The sequence below is a fragment of the Bradyrhizobium ganzhouense genome (genome assembly GCF_049949285.1).
In the GTDB taxonomy this organism is placed as follows: domain Bacteria; phylum Pseudomonadota; class Alphaproteobacteria; order Rhizobiales; family Xanthobacteraceae; genus Bradyrhizobium; species Bradyrhizobium ganzhouense.
In genome coordinates, this window is sequence record NZ_CP181318.1 from 6,026,100 (window position 1) to 6,048,354 (window position 22,255).

Here is a 22,255-nt window from a genome sequence, read left to right on the forward strand (position 1 = left end):
GAGCGCGCTTACACGCTCATCGACATCGAGGAAGCGGCCGAGGCAGCGGACGATCCCTGCCCCTGGCGCTGCATCATCTGCGCAAACCAGTCATAGGGGGAATTGCCGCCGCCCGATGTGCCTGAAGAGTTCGACGCGCCCGGCACCGTCGTCGTCATCTTGAAGCCGTCGGCATAGGTGACGGTGGTGGTGGTCGAGCCGTCGGCGCCGGTCGACGTGGTCGAGGTCGACCCGCCGCTCGACGAGGACGACGAGGAATCCGAGTCGCTGCCTGACGCATCGCCCGAGCTGCTCGCAGCCTGCGCATGATGGTGGCCGCCATGATGGCCGCCGGCGCCCTTCAGCGCCTTCGACATCTCGTCGAGGCTGACGCTGCCGTCGGAATTGGTATCGAGCTTGGAGAACACCTTGTCGGCCTGCGCCAGATTGGTGCCGCCGGCCCCCAGCGCGTTTTCGAACTCGGACTTGGTGATCTGACCATCGCCATTCGCGTCGAGCTTCGAGAACAGGTCCTTCAGCGCGTCGTCCTGGCTCGTCGAGGTCGAACTCGATGACGTGGAGGTGGTCGAGCTGCTCGTGGCACTCGTGCCGTCCGACGACTGACTTTGCGCGGCGATCAGCGCGCTCATCGTCTCCGGCGAGATCTGCGCGCAATTGCCGGAATTGACCGATGAGGTCGCGCCACTGCTCGTGCTGTTGCTGCTGGTGTCGATCGCGAACGGATCGGTCGCGCCTTGCGACGATCCGGTCTTCTGCGTCGACGACGACGATTTCGAATTCGTCAGCGATTGAATGGCATCGAGCGCAGTCGATACGGCGCCAAGCGCAAACAACATTGCACAACTCCAACCATGCGGCATGCCGCGGCCAATGTTCTGGCCGTGAGGTCAGCAAGCGACGTGCCAGCGCGAAAAACTCAATGAAATCCGTATCCACCATGCTTTTCAGGACCAGGGAACATCGGCAATTCATGCCGCCGACGGCAGAATTTTCCGCCCACAGGAAGCTCGCCCTTCCTGCATTGCCCGGTTGAGAGGCCCATGTTAGGCGAGGCCATTCGTCCCTTCGGCCGCCACGGGAAACCGCGCCATGACCCAAGCCTTCGCCCCCCGCCCCCTGGCAATTGCGCCCTCGATCTTGGCCTCGGATTTCTCCAAGCTCGGCGAAGAGGTGCGCGCGGTGGACGCCGCAGGCGCCGACTGGATCCATCTCGACGTGATGGACGGGCACTTCGTTCCCAACATTTCCTACGGCCCCGACGTCATCAAGGCGATGCGCCCGCACACCAAGAAGGTGTTCGACGCGCATCTGATGATCTCGCCCTGTGATCCCTATCTCGAGGCCTTTGCCAAGGCCGGCTGCGACCACATCACGGTGCATGCCGAGGCGGGTCCGCATTTGCACCGCTCGCTGCAGGCGATCCGCGGGCTCGGCAAGAAGGCCGGCGTCTCGCTCAACCCGGGCACGCCGATCAGCGTGCTCGAATATGTGATCGACCTGGTCGACCTCGTGCTGGTGATGTCGGTCAATCCGGGCTTCGGCGGCCAGGCCTTCATCCATTCCGCGATTGGCAAGATCCGCGACATCCGCGCGATGACAGCGGGCCGGCCGATCGACATCGAAGTCGACGGCGGCGTCGGCCCCGACAATGCGGGCGCGCTGGCAGCCGCCGGCGCCAATGCCTTCGTCGCCGGCACCTCCGTGTTCAAAGGCGGCACGCAGGACGCCTACAAGACCAACATCGCAGCGATCCGCAACGCGGCGCTCGGGGCCCGCGGCGAAGCGATCTAAAGCTTCAAGACGCGCCCGCAAACCTGCGGTACTTGCGGGTGTTGCGACGGGCAATGCCTGAAATTGCAACCACGACCCGTACTCCTCCGGGCTTCCCTGATTCGTGCAAATCACCGCTAGTGATTCCTGCCTGATTGGACAGGAGCACATCATGACGACGACCCTGGTTTGGACTGGCGTGGCGTTGTGGATTGGTTTTTGTGCGTTCGTAGTGTTCGGCCCGTCGGCCGGACCGGTAAGGGCCCCGGCGCGTTCGACCCGCATCATCGGCAGCAACCGCTATCGGGCCTGACGCCATGCAGATCGCCCTTGTCGAGCGTGAGCCGAAACGCAGGTGCCGCATCCCGCGTCGTCCGCACCCGAACCTCGACTATTTGGACCAAGACTGATGAAACCGCACTGCCCGAACTGTCTGAAGGAAATGACCAAGGCATCCGCGTCGCGTAACCTCTTCAACTGCGAGCCCTGCCGCGAGATCATTCAATACTTCGGCGGCAGCGCGGACCACGGCGAGCCGTGGCCCCAGTTCTCCTGGCCGATCCGCCGCAAGCGCGCCGTTCACACCGCGCACGCGGCGTGATCTTTCCTAGCCCCACACCACGCCGGCGTCTGGTTTCGCCGCAGCCATCCTCGGCGGCCGCACCACGGTGACGGTGCAGGTCGCTTCCGAGGCCACCTTCGCCGAGACGCTGCCGAGCAGCGTGCGCTTCAACGAGCCCTGCCGTGCGCCGATGATGACGTGGTCGACCTGGTTGACCTCGGCGAACTCCAAGACCGCGGCCGCGGGATCAACGGCCTCCAGCACATGAACCGACAGCCGGCTCTCGTCCAGCTTGAGCGGCATGGCCCAATGCCGGAGCGCGACCAGCCGATCGATGTGCTTGTTGGAACCCTGCTCGTCCAGGGTACGGTCGATCGCGATACGGTTGAGCTTCAGTACGTTGAGACAGGCAAGCCGCGCTGACGGCAGGGTTGCCAGAATGCGTTCCGTCGTCATGCGCAGCGCCTCGTTCAGCTCCGGCGCGCCTTCCATGGTATCCAGCGCGACCGCGAGGATCGGACTCGAGGCGATCTGCTCCGCGACATCCGACTTTGCCCGCGGCTGCTTGACGTCCTGGTTGAAGCGACGCCGCCACGCCACGGTCCAGGGATCGCGCTTCATCCGTTCCGAACGCGCGGTCAGCCTGACCTGGTCCGGATAGGCGAGATCGAAGGCGAGCTGGGACGCGGTCGGATAGCGCCACTCCGGCTCGATCTCGAGGCAGCGCAACACCACCTCCTGGAGCCAGGGCGGATAGTCGGCGCGCAATTTGCGCGGCGGATGCGGATCGCGCCACAGCCTTTTGCGCATCGCGCGCAGCGTCTCGCCTTCGCCGAACGGCCGCTCGCCAGTGGTGAAGAAATAGAGCAGTACGCCGAGCGAAAACAGATCGCTGCGCGGATCGTCACGCACACCCAGAAGCCGCTCCGGCGCCATGTAAGGCGCCGTGCCGTAAGGCAGGCGGAACTCCGCCTGCAACAAATCCGGCAGATGATCGTGGTGCGATAGGCCATAGTCGATCAGCACCGCCTCGCCGCTGTCGCGAAACATGATGCTGCTCGGCTTGATGTCGTGATGGATCACGTTCTGCCGGTGAAGATCGGCGAGCGCGGCCGCGATCTTCGCGACCAGCAGCCGCGCCTCCTCGTAAGGCAGCGGCAGATCAGGCAGCCGCTTGTAGAGCGTGGCGCCCGGAATGCGCTCGATCACGGCATAGGCCTGGTGCGCGAAATCGCCGGTGCCATAGCAGTGCGGCACGTGGGGGCCTGTCAGCCGGGGCAGGATCATCATCTCCATCTCGAAGGAGACGATCGCCGCCGGGTCCTCGCCTTCTGACGCCCTCGGGATCTTCATCAGCAGCGGCGCGTCGATATCGGCATGGGTGACGGTCCAAAGCGTCGCCATGCCGCCGGCATGCACGCATTCGCCGATGGTGTAGCCGTCGATCACGGCGCCGGGTTCGACCAGGGGTTTCGGCATCGGCCTTTAACGCCCCTCCAACAGCCGGTCGGCGAGCCAGTGCGGCAGGCCGTTTTCGCGGATCCGGTTCGCCGCGCTCGCGACGTCATAGGGCGCGCGGCAATACGTGATCTGGCACGAGACCGTATCGAACAGCACGAAAGCCGCCGATGGATCACCATCGCGCGGCTGGCCGACCGCACCGAGCACGGCCAGCCATTGCCGCCCGCGCAGGAGTGGCACGGAAACATCGGTCTTGGGTACGAGGCCCGTCATCTTCGCCGTCACCGACATCGAATAGAGCGCGGGACGGTGAATGTGGCCGCAGAAGGTCACATGGGCCGGGGTCGATATCAGGCTCTTGGCAGCGTCCGCCGTCGAGCGAATGTAGTGCCAGCGCTGGGGATGAGACGCTTCCGAGTGCACGAACAAACGGTCGCCGTCCTCGACGAGCATCGGCAGCTCGGCAAGAAAACGGCGCTGTGCGACGTCGAGCCGTCCGCGCGTCCATTCGATCGCGATCTGGGCCTCATTGTTCATGGTCTCGGACGCGGAGTTCACCGCCTGGTCGTGATTGCCGCGGACGGCGACGGCGCCCTGGGCGACCAGCTCCATCGCGGTATCCACGACCCATTCCGGATCGGCACCATAGCCGACGAAATCGCCGAGCATGACGAACCGCTCCGCGCCCTTCGCGCGGGCCACCTTCAGGCACGCCTCGAACGCCTGCCGGTTGCCGTGGATATCCGAGAAGACAGCGAGAAGCACGCACCCTCCACCCACAAATTCTTAATTGACGCCGATAAAGCCAATTTGAGGGAGGCGGGCAAGATGCGCCAGCGCAGGGCGATTGACCAGCGCTGCGCTTCTGCAATGGTGAAGAGGCTATTGCTCGTCCTTGGGCGGCATCCGGGGGGGCGGCAGCGGGGTGAACACCGCTCCTTGCGCGCCGGCCGGCGGGGCGTTGAACTCCCCGGTCGAGGAATCGCCGCCGCTGGTCTCAAGGATGACCTTGGGCGTCACATATTCCCGGACCATGTCGATCAGGCTGCCCTCGCCGCCGCCGAAATCCGCCGCGCGCCCGCCCTGCGGGTGGCCCGCAGCGATCTCGTTCTCGGCTGCATGGGTCTTGTCGGCCAGGGTGTCGTTGTAGGGGACGCGGAAGGCGCGCGGAATTCCGCTCGGACGGTGATCCTCGTCGAGTTCCTCGACCCACAGATAGATCGAGCCGGGATCGCCCTCCAGCGAATGCGGCTCGACGATCCGCGCCTTGAGCAGCTTGAACGCGGTGGGCAGCCGGTCCGTGCTGGCCCAGCCGAGCAGCCCGCGCATTTCCGTGAAGCTGACGACATAGAAGGCACTGGTCACGACCACCGCGACCGCCTTCAGCGACCAGTGCAGCCGTGCATAGACCAGCACGACCAGGAGCAGCGCGCCGATCACGGCATAGGCGATTGAAAGCGTGAGGATGACCGTCGGCAGATTAGTCACGACGGATCCTCGCAGCGTTCTTGCTCACACCGGTCCTCGGGTCGAGATCGGCCCCATTGCGCCAGGTGCTGCGGAAGGTCTCGAGCAGCGATTTCGGCCGCTGGTCGACATTGACCACCTTGCCTTCGGCGTCGAGCCGGAACCGCACCGCGGTCTTCTCGTCACCGGTGTGGTCGAGCGTGAATTTGTTGTCGAAGACCACCTGCGCGGTCGGATTGAGTTTCTGTACCTTCACATTGGCCGTCACCGGCTCGCCCGTCGTGGCGACGAAATGTGAGACGTTGACGGTGTATTCGCCGGCGACGATGCCGCGCACCGTCACGATCTCCTCACGGATGGGCGAGGCGATCTTCTTGCCGTTGACCATGATGAAGTCGTTGGCCCCGCCGCGATCGTCGCGATCGAGCGTGAGAAAGCCGGCCTCGCGGTGGCGATACCAGGCGATGTTGCCGGCGGGATCCTGCACGAAGAGGTCGAGATCGTCCGGGTGGTTGTCCGGCCAGTCCAGCGTGATCATGAACTCGGCCTTGGAGTCGATCTTGCCCTCCTTGGCGTCGGGAGAGACCGCGAGCAGCGCTAGGAAGAACAGGAAGGCGACCACCTGGAGCGCCTTGAACAGCATCACGCCCAAGGGATCAAACGGCTCCTCGCGCGGATAGAGACCGAAATCGTCCATCATGACGGCGTTCCAGCGCCTTTGCGCTCGAGAACCGGAGTCACATAGGTCTCCGTCAGCACCACGGCATCGGAGAACACCCGCTGGGTCGCGGAATCGAGCATGTAATACTGGATGCGGACCAGGATGGAACCGACGAGACCCGCCAGCGTCGTGTACATGGCAACCGCCATGCCGTCGCTCATCAGCCCCATCGAGGAGCGCATCGCGACCTTGTCGGCGGCATCCAGTCCGGCAATCGGCGCCAGCATGATGATGAAGCCGATGATGGTGCCGAGCAGGCCGAGCTTCATCAGCGTGTCGGAGACGAAGGCACCGAACCCGTTGGAGCCGCGCAGGCGGTCGGCCAGCGTCCGCAGCAGCAGCGTCTGGTCGACCGGTCGGTAATCCTGCGCGGCGGCCTTCATCACAAGGCTCTCAATATGATCGCGCACCAGCCCGCGCGGCAGCGCGGGTGCGCGCACATCGAGCACCTTGCTGCCATCGGGCGCCGCCAGCACCGCGCGGCAGCGCCGTGCAGCCGCCCCCTCACGCGCGATCGCCCGCGTGCGCAGGAAGCAATGACCGCAGGTCAGGATGTAGAGCACCGCGATCACACTCGAAATATAGGTTCGGTCCGAGGTCAGCATCAGATGGATCAGGCCGAACCGCCACAGCAGCACGACCGCAAAGATCGATAGCCCCGTAAAAATCATCCAGAACAGCAGCGCGCTGCGCTCGGATGGGTCGGTCGCAGTGTTCGCGATCGGTCCAATCGTCATCGAACTCATGCTGCACTGCTCCTGACCTGCAGGGATCAGCCTGCAACGATTCCACCCCGATTAGATCAAAGCCGGCGCGCCCGGTCCAAAGAGCCATGCCCAATCCGGCTTGGGAAATTTGCCCGAGCTGCGTTCCTGCCATTCCCTGCAATTGGCAAGGCCTGGCTGCGTTGTTAGGCTGAGCTTACCAAACTTTGGGGTGATCGCATGCGCCTCGTGCTTCAGCTTGTCGCCCGTCTGCTTCTCATCGTTGCGCTGTGCCTGGGCGCAGCGACCATATGGGCCACATTCGATGCCTATCGCAGCGTCGACCGGGCCACTGCGGCGTCCGCGCAGCGGGTCGCGCAGGCGCTTCAGGCGCTGTATTGGCATGAGCTCCTGCTGCGCAGCAGCAGAATGCGCGAGCATCTCGTGCCGGTTCCGGAGTGGCGGACGCTGGAGACCATGAAGCTGATCTCGCCGGGCGTCTGCGTCGAGTTCCAGCCTGCGACCGCATTCGAGAAGCCGCTGTGCGGCCAGAGCCAGGGGATCGGCCGGACGCCGCCACGCTGGTTCGCTGCCGTCGTTCCGACCTTCCTCGGCAGCCACGCCGAAGTGGTGCGGCCCGTCAGCCCCCGCGCCGCGGCCGCCGGAACGGTGGTTGCGACCCCGGATGAAGTGGCCGCAATCTCGCTCGCCTGGGAGTACGTTCTCAACGTGATCGACGTCGCGCTGCTGATGGCGGCCGCGATCGCGCTGCTCGCTTCGCTCGCGATCGCGCACACGCTGGCGCCGGCGCGCGCCATTGTGCTTGCCCTGCAACGCATGGCGCGCGGCCAGTACCGCACGAAACTGCCGCGCTTCCGCTCCATGGAGCTTGGGATGATCGGCGGCGCTGTCGAGAAACTCGGCAGCCGGCTGGAAGAATCCGTCGAACAGCGCGCGGCGCTGACGCGGCGCCTGATCGAGATCCGCGACGACGAGCGTCGCGCGCTCGCCCGCGAGCTGCACGACGAGTTCGGGCAAAATCTCTCCGCCATCCTCGCCTTCGCCAACACGATCGAGACCGCGAGCACGAGAGACAAGGATCATGGCATCGCGCAGGACGCGCGCATGATCTCGCAGGCCACGCACAACTTGATGGCCTCGCTGCGCGATGCGCTGAAGCGGCTGCGCAATCCCCTGCCCGAGGAGCTTGGGCTGGAAGCGAGCCTCGTCAACCTCGTCGACAGCTGGCGCTCGCAGAGTGCGACGCAGCCGACGATCCAGCTCGACCTCAAGGGCGATCTCACCGACATCAGCGGTCCGGCCGCCACAACCGCCTATCGCGTCGCCCAGGAATGCCTGACCAATGCGCTGCGCCACGGTACGGCCCGCAAGATCTCGTTGCACGTCGAGCGGTGCGCGGGCGAGGACGATGCGCTTCTGATCCGCGTCGAGGACGACGGCGGCGGCGATGCTGCACGCGTGGCGCGCTCGGCCGGCTTCGGCCTCACCGGCATCCGCGAGCGTGTCGCAGCCGCCGGCGGATCATTGTCGATCATGCCCGCCAATCGCGGGCTCAGCGTCGCCGCGACGATCCCGCTTGCCGCATGAGGCCGCCATGAGCGATGTCGCAGCAACAGGCATCTCGGTGCTGCTGGTCGACGACCATCCGATCGTCCGTCAGGGTTACCGGCGTGTGCTGGAGAGCCAGGGCGATCTGCACGTGGTGGCGGAAGCCGACAACGCCGCGGATGCCTACGGCGCCTTCAAGACGCACGACCCCGACGTCGTCGTGATGGACATCTCGATGCCCGGCGCCAGCGGGCTCGAGGCGATCCGCAACATCCGCGCGCGCAATCCACGGGCGCGGGTGCTCGTCTTCACCATGCACAACGAGGCCGTGCTGGTGAAAGCCGCCTTCAATGCCGGCGCCTCCGGCTTCGTCACCAAGAGCAGCGCGCCCTCCGCCGTCGTCAACGCCATCCGCAGCGTGGCCCGCGGCGAGCGCGCCATGAGCGACGACATCGCGCATGTGCTGGCCGAGGACAGCCTGTCGACAGGCTCAGCGCTGGATCAACTGGGCGAGCGCGAGATCGAGATTCTGCGCCAATTCGCCGGCGGCGCCACCACCGAGCAGATCGCGGCGCATCTCAATCTCAGCGTCAAGACGGTCCAGAATTATCACTATTTGATCAAGACCAAGACCGGCACGCGCACGGATGCACAGCTGGTGCGGCTGGCGGCGAGTTGCGGGCTGACGAAGATATAGAGCTTGGCGCCTGGACGTTTGAAGCGCCCAAGTCTGAAATGCCCAGGTCTGCGAATATCTGGTTCCGACCGGAAACTGGCCGGGCGCGAAGACCCGTTCGGCATATTGCGGTCGCGCGAGTTGCGGTCGGGATCCGCGCTCTAGCGCGGCGGCGCGCAGTTCGCACCTTTATCCAACGCTTGCGGCGAGCGGAATGGAACCGACACCGTCGCGCTTTGGTTAGCAACAGAGTGAAGGAGTTGCGCCATGAGTAAGGCTATGCACCGTCCCCTCGTCGATCCTCCGCTCCTCACCGTGGGCGAACTCATCGACGAACTCTGCCGCTTGCCCGATACGGCCGTCGTCCACTTCCGCTGCCCCCCACTTGATCAGGAGCTCACGTTCTACCGCCTTCGGAGGCGGTCAAAGGACGCAGTCGAAATCGCGGTGAATACATATCCAGAGAGCCCGCCGGTTGTCGCATCTTCCGGAGCCACTTTTCCCGCTCGGAGGAAATCGCTCCCCTCGCCTTCCCTTCGCGAGGAGGCCCTTCTCCGCAAGGCGAAAGGCTGAATCGGCGATTACGCGCTTTGGAAGGAGCGTGTCGGACTAGGCCTTCAACCCGCGCAGCAGCAGCGCAAGCGTGGCATCGACGCGCGCGGGCAGCTCGGCATCCTTCCACTCATCGGCATGGGCCGGATGATGGAAGCGGCAGGTGGCATCGAACAGCGCGCGTGCGGTGGTCTTGACGTCGTCCACGGCGAACACGCCCTGCTTCACGCCGTCGGTCAGGATCGCCGCGATCTGGTCGATCATGGTATCCTTGTGACACTTAACCGCCGCGCAGGCCTCGCGGGCCAGCGTCAGATAAGTCTCGAACATTTCGGGGTCGTCGAGCACGCGCGAACGCTTCGCCGCGAACAGCGTGCGCAGCCAGCGGTCGAGCCGCACAGGCGCAGGGCCTTGCTCCTGGGCGATCGCCAACAACGGCGCGTCAATGCGGTCGAGCCAGCGTTTGGCGACGGCCTCGCGGAGCGAAGCCTTGCTCGGGAAATGGCGATAGACGCTGCCGTGGCTCACATCGAGCGCACGAGCGACGTCGACCACGGTGGCCTTAGCGAGTCCGTAGCGCCGCAAAACGTCCTCGGTGACTTCGAGGATCCGCTCCGGCGTCAAGACAACGGCTTCGTTCATGCCAGCACCATGTTCCCGTTCAGGGCCCAGTTACCCGGCGATGGAGCTGCTTCCGAAGCGCCCCTGCCGGTGGTTCGGAAAGCTCAGCTCTTAATGAGGCAGTTTTGCAGCCTGCGCCGCGATCTGGCGCGCAACCAGTAAATTGAGCCAATGCCCAATCGTCCCGGTGAGATTGATGATTTCGGTCGTCATTGTCGTCGTCTCCATTCGTCCGCGGTCCTCCCGGAAGGCGATGACCGCGGGACGCCCAATCGGAGCGTCCGAGAAGGGATATACACGTCTCGATGACAGATTTCAATATCTGTTAGTCAAAGACCCGTGACTGACAGTTAATATTTGCGGGTGGCCGCTACCGGGGCCCGTCGCCCGCTACGTCCCCGCGGACGATGATACCTATTCATCCCCGTCATCCCCCACCACCTTGTCGCGCCGTTTGTTTCGCCCTCCCCCTCTGCCAAATCACGGCGTAAAAAGCATTTTGGCTGGCGCCCGCCCCCTTAGGCCGCCGCCCGCCTCCTCGGCGGGTTACGCTACGCTCACCCGCCCTACGAACAAGAAACGGATCCCCCCATGCCCATCGTCAACCGCATCGCCGCCCTCTCCGATGAAATGGCCGCCTGGCGCCACGACTTCCACGAGAACCCCGAGCTGCTCTACGAAGTCCATCGCACCGCCGGCATCGTCGCCGACAAGCTTCGCGAGTTCGGCTGCGACGAGGTGGTGACGGGCATCGGGCGCACCGGCGTGGTCGGCGTGATCCGCGGCCGCAAGTCCGCCTCCGGCAAGGCGATTGGGCTCCGCGCCGACATGGACGCGCTGCCGATCATGGAAACCGCCGATGTGCCCTACGCCTCGAAGATCCCGGGCAAGATGCACGCCTGCGGCCATGACGGCCACACCGCTATGCTGCTCGGTGCCGCCAAATACCTCGCCGAGACGCGCAACTTCGACGGCACCGCGGTCGTGATCTTCCAGCCCGCCGAGGAAGGCGGCGGCGGCGGCAAGGCCATGGTCGAGGACGGGCTGATGACGCGCTGGAACATCGACCAGGTCTACGGCATGCACAACATGCCGGGCCTCGCCGAAGGCCATTTCGCGACCACGCCGGGTCCGCTGCTCGCCTCCTCCGACAACATCCGCATCACCGTCCACGGCAAAGGCGGCCATGCCGGCGCCACTCCGCACCAGGCGATCGACAGCGTCCTGATCGGCTCGCAGATCGTCAATGCGTTGCAATCGATCGTCGCGCGCAACGTCAATCCGCTGCAGTCGGCGGTGGTCTCGATCACGCAATTCCACGCCGGCACCGCCTTCAACATCATCCCCGAGACCGCCGAGCTCAGTGGCACCGTGCGCACGCTCGATCCTGATGTGCGCGATCTCGTCGAGCGCCGCATCGGCGAAGTCGCCGAGAGCGTCGCCCGCGCCTATGGCGGCTCGGCGGAGACGAAATACACGCGGATGTATCCGGTGACCCTCAATCATGCGCGCGAAGCCGGCGTTGCCGCCGACGTCGCCCGCGACATCGTCGGGGCAGACCGCGTCAACGACAAGATCATCCCGATGATGGGCGCGGAGGATTTTTCGTTCATGCTGGAGGCCCGCCCCGGCGCAATGATTCTGGTCGGCATGGGCGACAGCCCGGCATGCCACCACCCGGCCTACGTGTTCAACGACAACATCCTCGGCCATGGCGCATCGTTCTGGGTGCGCCTGATCGAAACCGCGATGCCGGTCGGGTAGCGTCGGTCGCAAGGGTGGGCAAAGCGAAAGCTTGCCCACCACTGCGTTCTCCGCCGCGAATGATGGGCACGGCGCATTGCACCTTTGCTCACCCTACGGCAGCGCAACCCGGGCGGCAGTTCATCCCTGATACTGCAGCATGTGCATGCCGGCCTGGAGCCGTCTCGCCCCTCAACTACGCCTGCACAACCTCATGCCGCATCACGAATGGCGCGAGCAGCGTGTGCACCTCACCGGCGACGCTGTCGCGCTGGTCCGGCGGGAGCCCCGCAAGCGTCACGATTGCGATCGAGCCGTGGCTGCCATGGGCGACGACTTTCACCTTGCAATCGATGCCGCGCGCGATCAGCGGCGTCAGCACCTTGGTGAACACGCGCTGCGCCGCGTCCCAGCGCAGTTGCGGCTTGAACACCTTGCCGACGCCGGTCACCGGCATCGGATCGATCGGAATGACTTGCACCGGAACGGCGGCGCGCTCCGGCGTGCGCTCGCGCACCCACGACTCGAGCTCGCCCGGCTCGACGGATGCGCCGGGCTTCAACTGCACGTAACCGACCGGCAGCTCGCCGGCATAAGCATCGGGCTGGCCGACCACCGCAGCAAAACCGACGGCGGGATGGCGGAACATGATCTCCTCGATCGGCGCCGGATCGATGTTGTGACCGCCGCGGATCACGAGGTCCTTGGCGCGGCCGGTGATCCAGAGATAGCCGTCGGCATCGAGCCGGCCGAGATCGCCGGAATTGACCCAGACCTCATCGACAAAGGCGCCCTTGTTGTGGGCGTCGTTGAGATAGCCGCCGAACACGCCGGGGCCGGCCATGATGACGACGCCGATCTCGTCGGGCTTGCAGTCACCGATCAGGTTGCCATCGGCATCGAGCTGCACGATGCGGACACGCGCGTAAGGCATGGGCAGGCCGACCGAGCCGAGCCGGATCGGCCGGCTGGGATAGGCGAGCGTGTGCACGCTCGAGGTCTCGGTCATGCCGTAGACCTCGACCACCGGCAGCTTGAGCTTTTCCTGGATCGCAGATCCCACCGCGACCGGAATCGCCGAGCCGCCGCCGGCTGCATATTTCAGGCTGGAGATGTCGGCATTCCCGGGCGGCACCGCGAGCGTTGCGGCGAGCACCGTCGGCACGCTCGACAGCGCCTCCGGCTTGAAGCGCTCGACCAGGCCCCAGATGTTCTTCACCGCATTCGGATTACGCCAGCCGCTCGGCGACAGCACCACCAGCGAGCCGCCTGCGGACAGCGTCAGCAGCACCTGCGTCAACGATCCGCCGACATGAAACAGCGGCATGCCGAACAGCATGTTGCTGCCGGGCTTCGCCTTCAGCAGCAGGTTCAGCGCCCAGGCTTGATACACTTGATTGGTATGGGTGTGCCGCACCAGCTTTGGCGTGCCGGTGGTGCCCCCGGTGTGGAAAAAGGCGGCGATGTCGCTGCCCAAAATCTTGCGCCCGCTGATAAGCCGGTCGGACGGCTGCTGCTTGATCAGGTCGTTGAACGCGAAAATTCCGTTGGCGGGATCGCCGCCGCCGGCCACCTGCACGATCGCCTTGAGGTGCTTGAGCTGCGGGCGGATCTGCTCGACCTTCTGCCAGATGTCGGTACCCGGCATCGGCCCGAGCGCCACCAGAATCTTCGTATTCGCCGCCTCCAGAATTTCCGCGATCTGGTGCGGCTCGAGCAGCGGGTTGACGGGATTGGCGATGCCGGCGGCCTCCGCACCGAACAGCGTCACGAAGGCATCGGGCAGCAACGGCAACATAAAGGAGATAACATCGCCCTTTTCCGCGCCGAGCGCGTGAAACATGTTGGCGGCCTGCGTGACGCGCGCAATGAAGTCGCGATAGGTGACCACGAGCGCCGAATCCGCCGGGTCGGCATTTTGCAGAAACTGGATCGCCGCGCCGTCGGGGTTGCGTGCAGCCCCGAGCCTGATGGCATCATAGGTGCTCGCTGCCGCAACACGGTCCGCGTAAGGGACCTGCTCGAAGATCCGGACCTCCTCGTCCGTCAAGAGCTCCGGATAGTCGTTGCCGATGAGCCGATCGAGCGCGTGGATGCCCGCCATGGAATTCCGTCCTCCCTCAGATGCAATCTCTCGCCGCCTGTCTTTTGACATTTTGGTTCGGCGAGACCTCGACCAATGGCCGGTCGAGCGCGGACAGAATGATGGATGATTTGGCGTTCGTCCATGGCCTAACGGCTACGGTCGTAGCACTTGGGTGCGCGGCCTTTGAACCTCCGCACCCGATCCGGGGACCAAGAACATGCGTCGGATTCGCCTGCCAGCGTCCTGCCGCAAGACTTGAGGTGATCATGACCACACCCCCGCGGGAGCGCGCCACACGGCTGATCGTTGCGCTCGCCATGACGTCGGCGATCATGGCAACGTCGATCGCCCTGCCGCGCGCCGCGCTCGCCGATGGCACGCTCGACAAGATGCGGGCCAAGGTCACGGCCTTCATCGACGACAAGATGCAGACACTGGGCGGATCACGCATCATCTACAAGGCGGACAGCTCCGGCTTGCGCGAGAGCGTCGTCACGGATTTGCGCGACGACGTCTACAAGACTTTGCACGACGGCCATATCGCCTTCTCCAACCTTGCGATCAGCAACAGCGGCGTCGACGTCAAGATCGCGGACGCAAAAGGCCGCGATCAGCTCGCGCGCAAGCTCGCCTCAGCCGCGGACGGACTGCCCTCGCATGCGATCGCCGTGACCGACGGCGGCGATGGAGCGGTCAGGCTCGCGCCGACCGATGCCGCATCCGCTGCACGGCTGAATGAGCTTGTCGAAGATTCCATTGCCATGATCGAGCAGCGCCTCAAGGATTCCGGCGTCAAGCTCGTCAGCGTCGTCCCCGACGGGACCGACCGCATCCGCGTCTTCCTGCCCGGTGTGACCGACCCCGAGCGCATCACCGCGATCTTCGCGCGGAAGGTCAAGGTCAGCTTCCGCCTGGTCGATGCCTCGATGTCACCGGAGCAGGCGCAATCCGGCACGCCGCCCGAAGGCACCGAAGTCCTGCTCGGCTTCAAGGACAAGCGACCCTATCTGGTCGCCAAGGACAGTGCGCTGGACGGCGACGACATCAGCTATGCGGCGCCCGGCTTTGCGGCCGGCACCAAGGACCCCGTCGCCTCATTCCGCTTCAACGGACGCGGTACCCGGCGCCTCGCTCATGTCACGGAAGAGGACGTCGGCAGATCCTTCGCCATCGTGCTCGACGACAAGGTGATCTCCGCCCCCGTGATCCGCGAACCCATCACCGGCGGATCGGTCCAGGTCTCCGGTAATTTCACCCTCGAGGAGGCCAACAGCGTCGCTATGCTGCTGCGTGCCGGGGCGCTGCCTGGGCACCTGACCCTCGTCGAGCAGCAGGTCATCCAGCCCGCCGCCAAGCCCTGAGGCGGAGATCACCCCGCGGCCAGCGCCCGGGCGGCCCCGAATCACAGGCCGCACCGAGGCCATACGCACAACCAACGGGCAATTGCCGAAATGCCCGATCAGGCTAAAATTTGCCGCTTGCAGCCTGACGGCCGTAGGCTTCATTCAAGCGGTCGTCACTCGATTTCGGCTATACGAAGACCGAGCAGGACTGAAAGCCTTACGCAGGGATAGTACCATGCCGTCCGGCAGCGCAGACATTTCCTCGATCCTCGACCGCATTCTGGACGCGGCGACGGATAACCTCAGGATCGCGAAGATCCTGGTCCAGATGGGTCTCGATCCCAATAACGTCACCTACGACGCGATCTTCAACCGGTTGCTGGAGATCTTTGTCCACAACATCACACTCGCCAATCTGTTCGCCACGATCGGCGCCGGCTTCTTCGTCGCCACCCTGCTGATGCGGACGATGGTGCCGCTCCGCGTCGCCAACATGATCGGCTGCGCCTTCTTCGCCATTTTCGGTGCGCTCTCCGCCAATGTCTCGACGTTCGTCCTGTATCTGCTGCTGCTTCCGATCAACGCCGTGCGCCTGCGGCAAATGCTCAAGCTGGTCAAGAAAGCGCGCCACGCGGCCGAGGGCGACATGTCGATCGAATGGCTCAAGCCGTTCATGACCGAGCGGAAATATCGCCAAGGCGACACGCTGTTCAAGCTGGGCGACCCGGCCAAGGACATGCTCCTCACGGTCACCGGCAAGTTCCTGGTCAAGGAGATCAATGTCGAGATCGGGCCCGGCGCGCTGATGGGCGAGCTCGGCTTCCTCACGCCCGACAACCGGCGCACCGGAACGATTGAATGCATCGAAGACGGCCAGGTGCTGACGATCACCTATGACCGCCTGCTCGAAATCTACTTCCAGGATCCGCAATTCGGCTACTACTTCCTGGTGCTGACCAGCCAGCGCCTGCTGCAAAACATCGATCGATTGCAGAAACAGCTGACCGCGGCGCGGGCGACGACCACGAACAGGACCGCGTGAACCGGGCGGCCGACGTCGGCCGCCCGGATACTCATTCCCGCGATCAGGCGTTGGTGCCGCCGTCGACGGTGAGATTCGCGCCCGTGATGTAGGACGCCTCGGGGCTGGCGACGAAGGCGACCAGCGCCGCCACCTCCTCCACCTTACCGTAACGGTTGAGCGCGGTTGCCGCCTTCTGCGGGGTCGCCCAGTCGCCGGAGGCAGGGTTCAGATCGGTGTCGATCGGTCCCGGCTGCACGTTGTTGACGGTGATGCCGCGGCCGCCAACCTCGCGCGACAGGCCTTGCGTGAACATCCGGATCGCGGCCTTCGTCGCCGAGTAAGGCACGAGCCCCGGCGTCATCATGCGCTCGCCGACGCATGAGCCGATCGAGATGATCCGACCGTTGTCGTTCATCTGCTTCAGTGCGGCCTGCGTGGCAATGAACACGCCGCGAATGTTGAGGTTGATCACCTGGTCGAGCTCCTCCAGCGTGGTCTCCTCGAACTTCTTGGGGATCGCGGTGCCCGCATTGTTCACGAGCACATCGAGCTTGCCGAGCGTGCTGACGGTCTTGCCGACCGCGGCCTGCACGGCCTTGGGATCGGTGGCATCGGCCTGGATCGCGATCGCCTTGCCGCCCGCGCCTTCGATCGCCTTGACGATTGCGGCTGCGGCATCCGCGCCCTTGCTGTAGGTGATGGCGACCTTGGCGCCGTCAGCGGCAAGCCGCTTGGCGATGGCAGCGCCGATACCGCGCGAGCCGCCGGTGACGAGTGCAGTTTTGCCTTCGAGTTTCTTTGACATGGTAGGTTTCCTTTGTGAGGTCGGGGGGGGAGAGACGGCGGCGGCCGGCTCAGAGTTTTGAGCCGCCGTCGACGTGGATGGTGTCGCCGGTGATCCAGCGCGCGTCGGGAGAAGCGAGGAAGGCGATGGCATCGGCGATGTCGTCGGGCTCGGCGATCCGCTTCAGGGACTGCATGCCGAGCGTGTAGTCCCGCCCCGCATCGGTCTTGGTGAAGGACGACATCTCGGTCCCCACCACGCCGGGCGCCACGGCGTTGACGCGCACGCCGCGTGCGCCGAGCGCCGCCGCAAAATGCTTCACCAGCGTATCGATCGCGCCCTTGGTTGCGGCATAGGCCGGCAGCGTGCCGACCACTGCATGCGCGGCCAGCGAGGAGACCAGCACGACACTGCTGCCCTCATTCAGGATGGGCAGCAATTGCTGCACCAGGAAGAACGGCGCACGGACGTTGACGGCGAACAGCCGGTCGAAATCCTCGACAGTGGTCTCCTCGATCACGGCCGCCTTGGCGACACCGGCATTGGCGACGAGAATGTCGAGCCGGTCACCGACGATGCCGCGCACGCGGGTCGCCAGCTGATGCGGGCCATCAGGCGCACCGAGATCGGCCCCGATGGCATCGGCACGGCCATCGTTCTTGCGAATTTCGGCGACGACGGCCTCGGCCTCCTTAGCGCCCTGGCCATAATGCACCAGCACTTGCGCGCCGCGCTTCGCGAGCGCCAGCGCCGAGGCGCGGCCGATGCCGCGCGAGGCGCCGGTGACGAGTGCGGTCTTTCCCCTGAGGTCAGTCATGGTCTTTCTCACTTTCTCTGGAATGGTCTGGACGCGACTTAGCTGGCGGTCTTGCCGCCGTTGACGCGAATGATCTGGCCGGTGATGAACGAGGCCTGCTCCGATCCGACGAACAGCACGGCGTTCGCGATCTCGTCCGGCCTTGCGCCGCGCTTGAGCGGCACGGCCGCGTAGAACGCCGCCTTCTTCTCCAGCGATCCGGTCAGGCGATCGAGCATAGCGGTGTCTGTTGGCCCGGGGGCGACCGCGTTGACGCGCACGCCGAAGGCTGCGGCTTCCAGGGCCGCCGACTTGGTCAGGCCTTCGACGGCATGCTTGCTTGCGGTGTAGAGCGCCAGATTGGCCGCGCCCCGCTCGCCCATGGTCGAGGAGATGTTGATGATGCTGCCCGCGCCCTGCGCCTTCATCACGCGCAGCTCGTGCTTGATGCTGAGCAACGTTCCGAGCACGTTGGTGTTGAAGATGTCGGCGTAGCTTTGCTCGGTCTGCTCCCACACCGGGCCGGGCGTGCCTTCGACCCCGGCGTTGTTGACTGCGATGTCGAGGCGGCCGAACCGCTCGACGGTCGCATCGACGAGACCGCGGATGTCGGCTTCATTGCGGACATCGGCCTTGATGAATTCGGCCTCCGCGCCAAGGTCGCGCAGCTCCGCGGCCAATGCCTGCCCAGCATCGTCCCGCCGGCCGGACACCATCACCCGATGACCGGATCGCCCGAACGAAACGGCGGTCGCCCGGCCGATGCCGGCGAGCGCGCCCGTGATCAATACGACCGGTAAAGTCATGTAAATACCTGATCTTTCTGCCTCTTGCGACGCCGCCAGATCGATTGGGTCCAGCAGCATCGCTTCGGTGAAATAGGGAAAGGCCGTTTGCGTCGCCAAGACTTTGTTAGTTGCCTTTCATGCCTGATAGGTATGGGATGGTTGTCAGCGGGGCCTTTGCCGGGAGGCACGAACGCGCCGCGAACCTGTTGAGAGGCATCTGCTCATGGAGCTGCGTCACCTCCGTTACTTCGTCGCCGTTGCCGAGGAAGGCAGCTTCACGGTCGCCGCCCAGAAGCGGCTGCGCACCGCGCAGCCCTCGCTCAGCCGCCAGATCCGTGACCTCGAATACGAGGTCGGCGTGCCCTTGTTTGCGCGCAGCGTGCACGGCGTCGAGCTGACGGTCGCGGGAAAGACCTTTCTCGATCACGCACGCCTGGCGCTGACGCAGGCGGACGCAGCCATCGAGGCGGCGCGGCGCGCCGGCCGCCCCGAAAAATCACGCTTTGCGCTCGGCTTCCTCACCGGGCAGGAAATCGACTGGCTGCCGGAGGCGATGCGCGTGCTGCGCGACGAGCTGCCGAACATCGACGTGACAGTGACGAGTGATTTTTCGCCTGTGCTGGCGGAGGGCCTGACGCGCGGCAGCCTCGACCTCGCCTTCATGCGGCGTGAGGCAGGCTCGGCCGATCTCGTCTACCAGACCGTGATCGAGGAGACGCTGGCCGCTGTGCTGCCGAGCGACCACCGCCTCGCCAAGCTGGACCGTGTCGAGCTTGCAAAGCTTAAGGGAACGCCCTTCATCAACGTCTCCGACACTGCGCCTGCGCTTCTCGAGGTCATCAACAATTACTTGCGCGAAAGCGGGCTCGGCATCGCGACGACCCACGAAGCCGACAACATCGTCATGGCGGTATCGATGGTCGCTTCGACCCGCGGCTTCGCGCTGCTGCCGAGTTACGTGAAGAATTTTCTGCCCTGGTCCGTCGTCAGTCGCCCGCTCAAGGGCAAGGCGCCGACGATCGACCTCGTCGTCGGCTACCACAAGGCCAATGCCTCACCGATCCTGGCGAAATTCATCTCGCGGTTGGGCGACCTGATCGAGCGCGCAAGCAAACATGTGCCGCGGTGATCGCCGCCGGGGTGCCGCTCAGCTCAAGAGCAGCGCCATTCCGGGATCGCCCTTTTCCATCGCGCGCCGGTAGGCTGGACGTGCACCGATACGGCCGAGATATTTGACCACGTTCGGGCAGCGCGCGAGATCGTAGGGCTGGAAATAGCGCATCGTGGTCAGCGAGAAGCCCATCATGATGTCGGCCGTAGTGAAGGTGCTGCCGGCCAGATATTCGGCATCGCGCACGCGCGCATCGACGAGATCGAAGGCACGGTCGACGCGCGCTTTGGTCGCAATCAGCATTGGATTGTCCTCGGCGAGCTTGAGCCAGTTCAAGAGCATCAGCCGGCCCATGCCGGCTTGCAGCGTGCCGTTGGCGAAGTGAAACCAGTACAGGAATTGTGCGAAGTCGGGATCGTCGGCGCGGAGCACCAGACGCCCCTTGCCGTATCTGGCCATGATGTAGTCGACGATGGCGCCGGATTCGGCGAGCACGAGATCGCCATCGGTGATGACCGGCGCAGCCCCGATCGGATGCAGCGCCTTGTAGTCGGGCGGCGCCAGCATGGTGACGGAATCGCGCGCATAGCGCTTCAGCTCATAGGGAATCTCGAGCTCCTCGCAGAGCCAGACGATGCGTTCTGATTGCGATTTGCCGAGGTGATGGACTGTGAGCATGAGGCCTCCTGCGGGCAGAACTTCGCCCGCCGTCAGCATAGCGTAGCCGAGTGTCACCTTGAAGATCGTTCAGGCGACCAGGCTGCGCAATGCCCCGATCATCTTGTCCGGCGCATAGGGCTTGTTGAAGAAGCGGCTCCGCTCCGGCAGCTCGGCGTGCTCGAGCAGCATGTGCCCGGAGACGACGACGAGCTGAATAGGTGGCCAGCGATGTCGCACGATCGCAGCCAGCCGCAGGCCGTCCATCGAGCCCGGCATATCGACATCCGTCAGCACGATTCGGATATCGTCACGGCTTTCCAGCGCAACGATCGCCTCGTCCGCATTCTCTGCGAAGATCGGCGTCAATCCGGCATCCTTGACGAGATCGCCGGCAATCATCATCTGGACCGGATCGTCCTCGACGACCAGCACCACCGGCTTTCCTGACTCTTGGACAGAACCCACGCTCAAGCCTGCAACGATGCGAGAGGAAAGCGCATTTCGGCCTTGAGACCTCCGGGCGCCCAATCATAGTCGAGCTTGCCGTCGAGACTGGCGACTGTCGCGGCAACAAGGCGCGATCCGTACCCTTGCGAGGCAGGAGGCGATGCCAACGGGCCGCCGCTCTCCTGCCAGACAAGCTGCACATGCTGATCCACGATGGACCAGGTGACCTTCACCGCACCGCTCTCGGAGCTCAACGCGCCGTATTTGGCGGCATTAGTCGCCAGCTCATGGAAGATGAGCGCGATGTTGTTGGTTGACCGCTCGCCGACAGGCAATGCCGGCCCGCTGACAGCGGAGCGATTATGTTCGTGAGGACGCAAAATCCGCGCGATCAACTCTTCGAACCCCACACCGTCGGGCACGCCGGCATCGAACTGCCGTCGCACCAGCGCATTCGCATCGGCGAGCGCGAGGACGCGGCCGGTCAGCTTTTCGGCGAGTTCCGCCTGCGAGTTTGAGGTCCGGTCGCTCATGCGGATCATGCTGGCCGTGAGCGCGAACAGGTTCTTCACCCGATGGCTCATCTCCCGCGTCAGCACTTCCTGTGCGTGGAGCGACTGGTTGAGGCGCTCCTCGGTCTGGATCATGCGCAAGGCGACGCCCGCAAACGCCGCCAACTCCGTCATCGCCTGCGCGTGGCCGAGATCGAAGTGCCCCGGCTCATTCGCAACAAGCCACAGCGTTCCTATCGCGCCACGGCCCTTGACGCGCAGCGGCACCAGCAGCACCTCCGGCACGGTGATGTTCGCCTCAGCGATCCATGCATAGACGCGCTCCGGGCGGTCCATCAGGATCGGCCCGTCGAAATCAAGGCACACACCGCAGGGGCTGTCGTTGCGCGGCGTGGTCGCGCCTTCGAAAGTGGCAAGAACGCCCGCGAGACCGAACCAGCGGAACAGCTCCTTGTCCTGTTCGAGAATGCTGATGCCGGCGGATTCTGCGCCGGAAATCCCCATTGCGAGCTTGACCAGTTGCGGCAGGATCTCCGTCGGCTGATCCGACATGCGCTCGGCGATATCCTGGATCGCGAGCTTCTCGCGCAGATGGTTGCGCGGCGCGGTGGTTCGCCGGCCCAATTCGGCGGTGATGAACACGCCGGCAAGCGTTTGAGGGAGCTCTTCGCGCGGGCCCAATTGTGCCCCACTCAACAACATGGGATTTCTGTCTCGCAATCTGCCATCTGGCCGCGCCCGTCATCAGCCTCGGATCGTGCATTCGGTGAGATGGCGCCCTACCCCGACACCGCTCTCGTCGGCGCGGCCACACTTGAGTGAACGGTCTTAACGTGGGGAGCGGCAGTTAGTTCCGGA

At 64.7% G+C, this 22,255-nt stretch carries 23 protein-coding genes; 9 read left to right on the forward strand and 14 right to left on the reverse strand.

All coding sequences use genetic code 11. From position 1 onward, the window contains the following. Positions 1–8: 8 nt before the first annotated feature. Positions 9–836, reverse strand: coding sequence for an EF-hand domain-containing protein (locus ACLFLU_RS27865; RefSeq protein WP_426407964.1), 828 nt, complete (start codon positions 834–836; stop codon positions 9–11). Between the two features lie 253 nt (positions 837–1,089). Here ACLFLU_RS27865 and rpe point away from each other — a divergent pair, with 253 nt between their 5' ends. From rpe to ACLFLU_RS27880, 3 genes are all read left to right on the forward strand, one after another. Beyond that, positions 1,090–1,791 (forward strand): ribulose-phosphate 3-epimerase, encoded by a 702-nt coding sequence (gene rpe / locus ACLFLU_RS27870; RefSeq protein ID WP_426407965.1) that lies wholly within the window; start codon positions 1,090–1,092, stop codon positions 1,789–1,791. A 151-nt stretch (positions 1,792–1,942) separates the two neighbouring features. Further along, on the forward strand, positions 1,943–2,083 hold the full coding sequence (locus ACLFLU_RS27875) for a hypothetical protein (RefSeq protein ID WP_426407966.1): 141 nt from the start codon (positions 1,943–1,945) through the stop codon (positions 2,081–2,083). Between the two features lie 96 nt (positions 2,084–2,179). Then, complete coding sequence (locus ACLFLU_RS27880; protein ID WP_426407967.1) at positions 2,180–2,371, forward strand: hypothetical protein; 192 nt, start codon at positions 2,180–2,182, stop codon at positions 2,369–2,371. Positions 2,372–2,377: 6 nt separating this feature from the next. Here ACLFLU_RS27880 and ACLFLU_RS27885 read toward each other — a convergent pair whose 3' ends face one another. The 5 genes from ACLFLU_RS27885 to ACLFLU_RS27905 all read right to left on the reverse strand — a co-directional run bounded on the left by ACLFLU_RS27885 (position 2,378) and on the right by ACLFLU_RS27905 (position 6,727). After that, positions 2,378–3,811 (reverse strand): serine/threonine protein kinase, encoded by a 1,434-nt coding sequence (locus ACLFLU_RS27885; RefSeq protein WP_426407968.1) that lies wholly within the window; start codon positions 3,809–3,811, stop codon positions 2,378–2,380. Between the two features lie 6 nt (positions 3,812–3,817). Further along, positions 3,818–4,558 carry a metallophosphoesterase family protein gene (locus ACLFLU_RS27890; protein WP_426407969.1) on the reverse strand — a complete coding sequence of 247 codons (741 nt, stop codon included), beginning with the start codon at positions 4,556–4,558 and terminating at the stop codon, positions 3,818–3,820. A gap of 117 nt (positions 4,559–4,675) precedes the next feature. Beyond that, positions 4,676–5,281: a hypothetical protein gene (locus ACLFLU_RS27895; protein ID WP_426407970.1), complete on the reverse strand. Its 606-nt coding sequence runs from the start codon at positions 5,279–5,281 to the stop codon at positions 4,676–4,678. Beyond that, positions 5,274–5,960 (reverse strand): hypothetical protein, encoded by a 687-nt coding sequence (locus ACLFLU_RS27900; protein ID WP_426407971.1) that lies wholly within the window; start codon positions 5,958–5,960, stop codon positions 5,274–5,276. The genes ACLFLU_RS27895 and ACLFLU_RS27900 overlap by 8 nt, the downstream gene beginning before the upstream one ends. Then, on the reverse strand, positions 5,957–6,727 hold the full coding sequence (locus tag ACLFLU_RS27905) for a MotA/TolQ/ExbB proton channel family protein (RefSeq protein ID WP_426407972.1): 771 nt from the start codon (positions 6,725–6,727) through the stop codon (positions 5,957–5,959). The genes ACLFLU_RS27900 and ACLFLU_RS27905 overlap by 4 nt, the downstream gene beginning before the upstream one ends. Before the next feature lie 198 nt (positions 6,728–6,925). On the opposite strand from ACLFLU_RS27905, the gene ACLFLU_RS27910 reads away from it, so the two are divergent. Next, positions 6,926–8,293: a sensor histidine kinase gene (locus tag ACLFLU_RS27910; protein ID WP_426407973.1), complete on the forward strand. Its 1,368-nt coding sequence runs from the start codon at positions 6,926–6,928 to the stop codon at positions 8,291–8,293. Between the two features lie 7 nt (positions 8,294–8,300). Next, a complete protein-coding gene (locus tag ACLFLU_RS27915; RefSeq protein WP_426407974.1) occupies positions 8,301–8,951 on the forward strand; it encodes a response regulator in 651 nt (216 codons plus the stop codon). Positions 8,952–9,539: 588 nt separating this feature from the next. Here ACLFLU_RS27915 and ACLFLU_RS27920 read toward each other — a convergent pair. Then, positions 9,540–10,124, reverse strand: coding sequence for a TetR family transcriptional regulator (locus ACLFLU_RS27920; protein WP_426407975.1), 585 nt, complete (start codon positions 10,122–10,124; stop codon positions 9,540–9,542). Between the two features lie 570 nt (positions 10,125–10,694). Here ACLFLU_RS27920 and ACLFLU_RS27925 point away from each other — a divergent pair. Continuing rightward, positions 10,695–11,867, forward strand: coding sequence for a M20 aminoacylase family protein (locus tag ACLFLU_RS27925; RefSeq protein ID WP_426407976.1), 1,173 nt, complete (start codon positions 10,695–10,697; stop codon positions 11,865–11,867). 175 nt (positions 11,868–12,042) lie between these two features. On the opposite strand, the gene ACLFLU_RS27930 is transcribed toward ACLFLU_RS27925, so the two are convergent. Further along, positions 12,043–13,950, reverse strand: coding sequence for an acyl-CoA synthetase (locus ACLFLU_RS27930; protein ID WP_426407977.1), 1,908 nt, complete (start codon positions 13,948–13,950; stop codon positions 12,043–12,045). A 248-nt stretch (positions 13,951–14,198) separates the two neighbouring features. On the opposite strand from ACLFLU_RS27930, the gene ACLFLU_RS27935 reads away from it, so the two are divergent. After that, on the forward strand, positions 14,199–15,293 hold the full coding sequence (locus ACLFLU_RS27935; RefSeq protein ID WP_426407978.1) for a SecDF P1 head subdomain-containing protein: 1,095 nt from the start codon (positions 14,199–14,201) through the stop codon (positions 15,291–15,293). Positions 15,294–15,510: 217 nt separating this feature from the next. Further along, positions 15,511–16,317, forward strand: coding sequence for a Crp/Fnr family transcriptional regulator (locus ACLFLU_RS27940; RefSeq protein ID WP_426407979.1), 807 nt, complete (start codon positions 15,511–15,513; stop codon positions 16,315–16,317). A gap of 43 nt (positions 16,318–16,360) precedes the next feature. Here the strand turns inward: ACLFLU_RS27940 and ACLFLU_RS27945 are convergent, their stop codons facing one another. From ACLFLU_RS27945 to ACLFLU_RS27955, 3 genes are read right to left on the reverse strand one after another with little or no spacing between them, the layout of a single operon-like run. Beyond that, entirely contained in the window at positions 16,361–17,104 is a 744-nt protein-coding gene (locus ACLFLU_RS27945) for a 3-oxoacyl-ACP reductase family protein (protein ID WP_426407980.1), read from the reverse strand. A 49-nt stretch (positions 17,105–17,153) separates the two neighbouring features. Further along, entirely contained in the window at positions 17,154–17,900 is a 747-nt protein-coding gene (locus ACLFLU_RS27950; protein WP_426407981.1) for an SDR family NAD(P)-dependent oxidoreductase, read from the reverse strand. A 38-nt stretch (positions 17,901–17,938) separates the two neighbouring features. Further along, positions 17,939–18,685, reverse strand: a complete 747-nt coding sequence (locus ACLFLU_RS27955; protein ID WP_426407982.1) for an SDR family NAD(P)-dependent oxidoreductase — start codon at positions 18,683–18,685, stop codon at positions 17,939–17,941. A 205-nt stretch (positions 18,686–18,890) separates the two neighbouring features. Here ACLFLU_RS27955 and ACLFLU_RS27960 point away from each other — a divergent pair, with 205 nt between their 5' ends. Continuing rightward, positions 18,891–19,796, forward strand: coding sequence for a LysR family transcriptional regulator (locus ACLFLU_RS27960; protein ID WP_426407983.1), 906 nt, complete (start codon positions 18,891–18,893; stop codon positions 19,794–19,796). Positions 19,797–19,814: 18 nt separating this feature from the next. On the opposite strand, the gene ACLFLU_RS27965 is transcribed toward ACLFLU_RS27960, so the two are convergent. The 3 genes from ACLFLU_RS27965 to ACLFLU_RS27975 form a co-directional block, all read right to left on the reverse strand. Next, a complete protein-coding gene (locus ACLFLU_RS27965) occupies positions 19,815–20,456 on the reverse strand; it encodes a glutathione S-transferase family protein (protein ID WP_426407984.1) in 642 nt (213 codons plus the stop codon). 69 nt (positions 20,457–20,525) lie between these two features. Then, the gene (locus ACLFLU_RS27970; protein ID WP_426407985.1) at positions 20,526–20,903 is read right to left on the reverse strand and encodes a response regulator; all 378 of its coding nucleotides are present in this window, start codon (positions 20,901–20,903) and stop codon (positions 20,526–20,528) included. 2 nt (positions 20,904–20,905) lie between these two features. Beyond that, a complete protein-coding gene (locus tag ACLFLU_RS27975; protein WP_426407986.1) occupies positions 20,906–22,099 on the reverse strand; it encodes a sensor histidine kinase in 1,194 nt (397 codons plus the stop codon). Between the last annotated feature and the right edge of the window lie 156 nt (positions 22,100–22,255).

What these genes read in the sequence shown, in the direction of transcription:
- ACLFLU_RS27950 (WP_426407981.1), bottom strand. Translation starts at nt 17,900, where the DNA reads ATGACTGACCTCAGGGGAAAGACCGCACTCGTCACCGGCGCCTCGCGC.
- ACLFLU_RS27945 (WP_426407980.1), bottom strand. Translation starts at nt 17,104, where the DNA reads ATGTCAAAGAAACTCGAAGGCAAAACTGCACTCGTCACCGGCGGCTCG.
- ACLFLU_RS27935 (WP_426407978.1), top strand. Translation starts at nt 14,199, where the DNA reads ATGACCACACCCCCGCGGGAGCGCGCCACACGGCTGATCGTTGCGCTC.
- ACLFLU_RS27875 (WP_426407966.1), top strand. Translation starts at nt 1,943, where the DNA reads ATGACGACGACCCTGGTTTGGACTGGCGTGGCGTTGTGGATTGGTTTT.
- ACLFLU_RS27925 (WP_426407976.1), top strand. Translation starts at nt 10,695, where the DNA reads ATGCCCATCGTCAACCGCATCGCCGCCCTCTCCGATGAAATGGCCGCC.
- ACLFLU_RS27930 (WP_426407977.1), bottom strand. Translation starts at nt 13,950, where the DNA reads ATGGCGGGCATCCACGCGCTCGATCGGCTCATCGGCAACGACTATCCG.
- ACLFLU_RS27885 (WP_426407968.1), bottom strand. Translation starts at nt 3,811, where the DNA reads ATGCCGAAACCCCTGGTCGAACCCGGCGCCGTGATCGACGGCTACACC.
- ACLFLU_RS27975 (WP_426407986.1), bottom strand. Translation starts at nt 22,099, where the DNA reads ATGTTGTTGAGTGGGGCACAATTGGGCCCGCGCGAAGAGCTCCCTCAA.
- ACLFLU_RS27940 (WP_426407979.1), top strand. Translation starts at nt 15,511, where the DNA reads ATGCCGTCCGGCAGCGCAGACATTTCCTCGATCCTCGACCGCATTCTG.
- ACLFLU_RS27900 (WP_426407971.1), bottom strand. Translation starts at nt 5,960, where the DNA reads ATGATGGACGATTTCGGTCTCTATCCGCGCGAGGAGCCGTTTGATCCC.
- ACLFLU_RS27905 (WP_426407972.1), bottom strand. Translation starts at nt 6,727, where the DNA reads ATGAGTTCGATGACGATTGGACCGATCGCGAACACTGCGACCGACCCA.
- ACLFLU_RS27960 (WP_426407983.1), top strand. Translation starts at nt 18,891, where the DNA reads ATGGAGCTGCGTCACCTCCGTTACTTCGTCGCCGTTGCCGAGGAAGGC.
- rpe (WP_426407965.1), top strand. Translation starts at nt 1,090, where the DNA reads ATGACCCAAGCCTTCGCCCCCCGCCCCCTGGCAATTGCGCCCTCGATC.
- ACLFLU_RS27915 (WP_426407974.1), top strand. Translation starts at nt 8,301, where the DNA reads ATGAGCGATGTCGCAGCAACAGGCATCTCGGTGCTGCTGGTCGACGAC.
- ACLFLU_RS27965 (WP_426407984.1), bottom strand. Translation starts at nt 20,456, where the DNA reads ATGCTCACAGTCCATCACCTCGGCAAATCGCAATCAGAACGCATCGTC.
- ACLFLU_RS27920 (WP_426407975.1), bottom strand. Translation starts at nt 10,124, where the DNA reads ATGAACGAAGCCGTTGTCTTGACGCCGGAGCGGATCCTCGAAGTCACC.
- ACLFLU_RS27910 (WP_426407973.1), top strand. Translation starts at nt 6,926, where the DNA reads ATGCGCCTCGTGCTTCAGCTTGTCGCCCGTCTGCTTCTCATCGTTGCG.
- ACLFLU_RS27880 (WP_426407967.1), top strand. Translation starts at nt 2,180, where the DNA reads ATGAAACCGCACTGCCCGAACTGTCTGAAGGAAATGACCAAGGCATCC.
- ACLFLU_RS27955 (WP_426407982.1), bottom strand. Translation starts at nt 18,685, where the DNA reads ATGACTTTACCGGTCGTATTGATCACGGGCGCGCTCGCCGGCATCGGC.
- ACLFLU_RS27865 (WP_426407964.1), bottom strand. Translation starts at nt 836, where the DNA reads ATGTTGTTTGCGCTTGGCGCCGTATCGACTGCGCTCGATGCCATTCAA.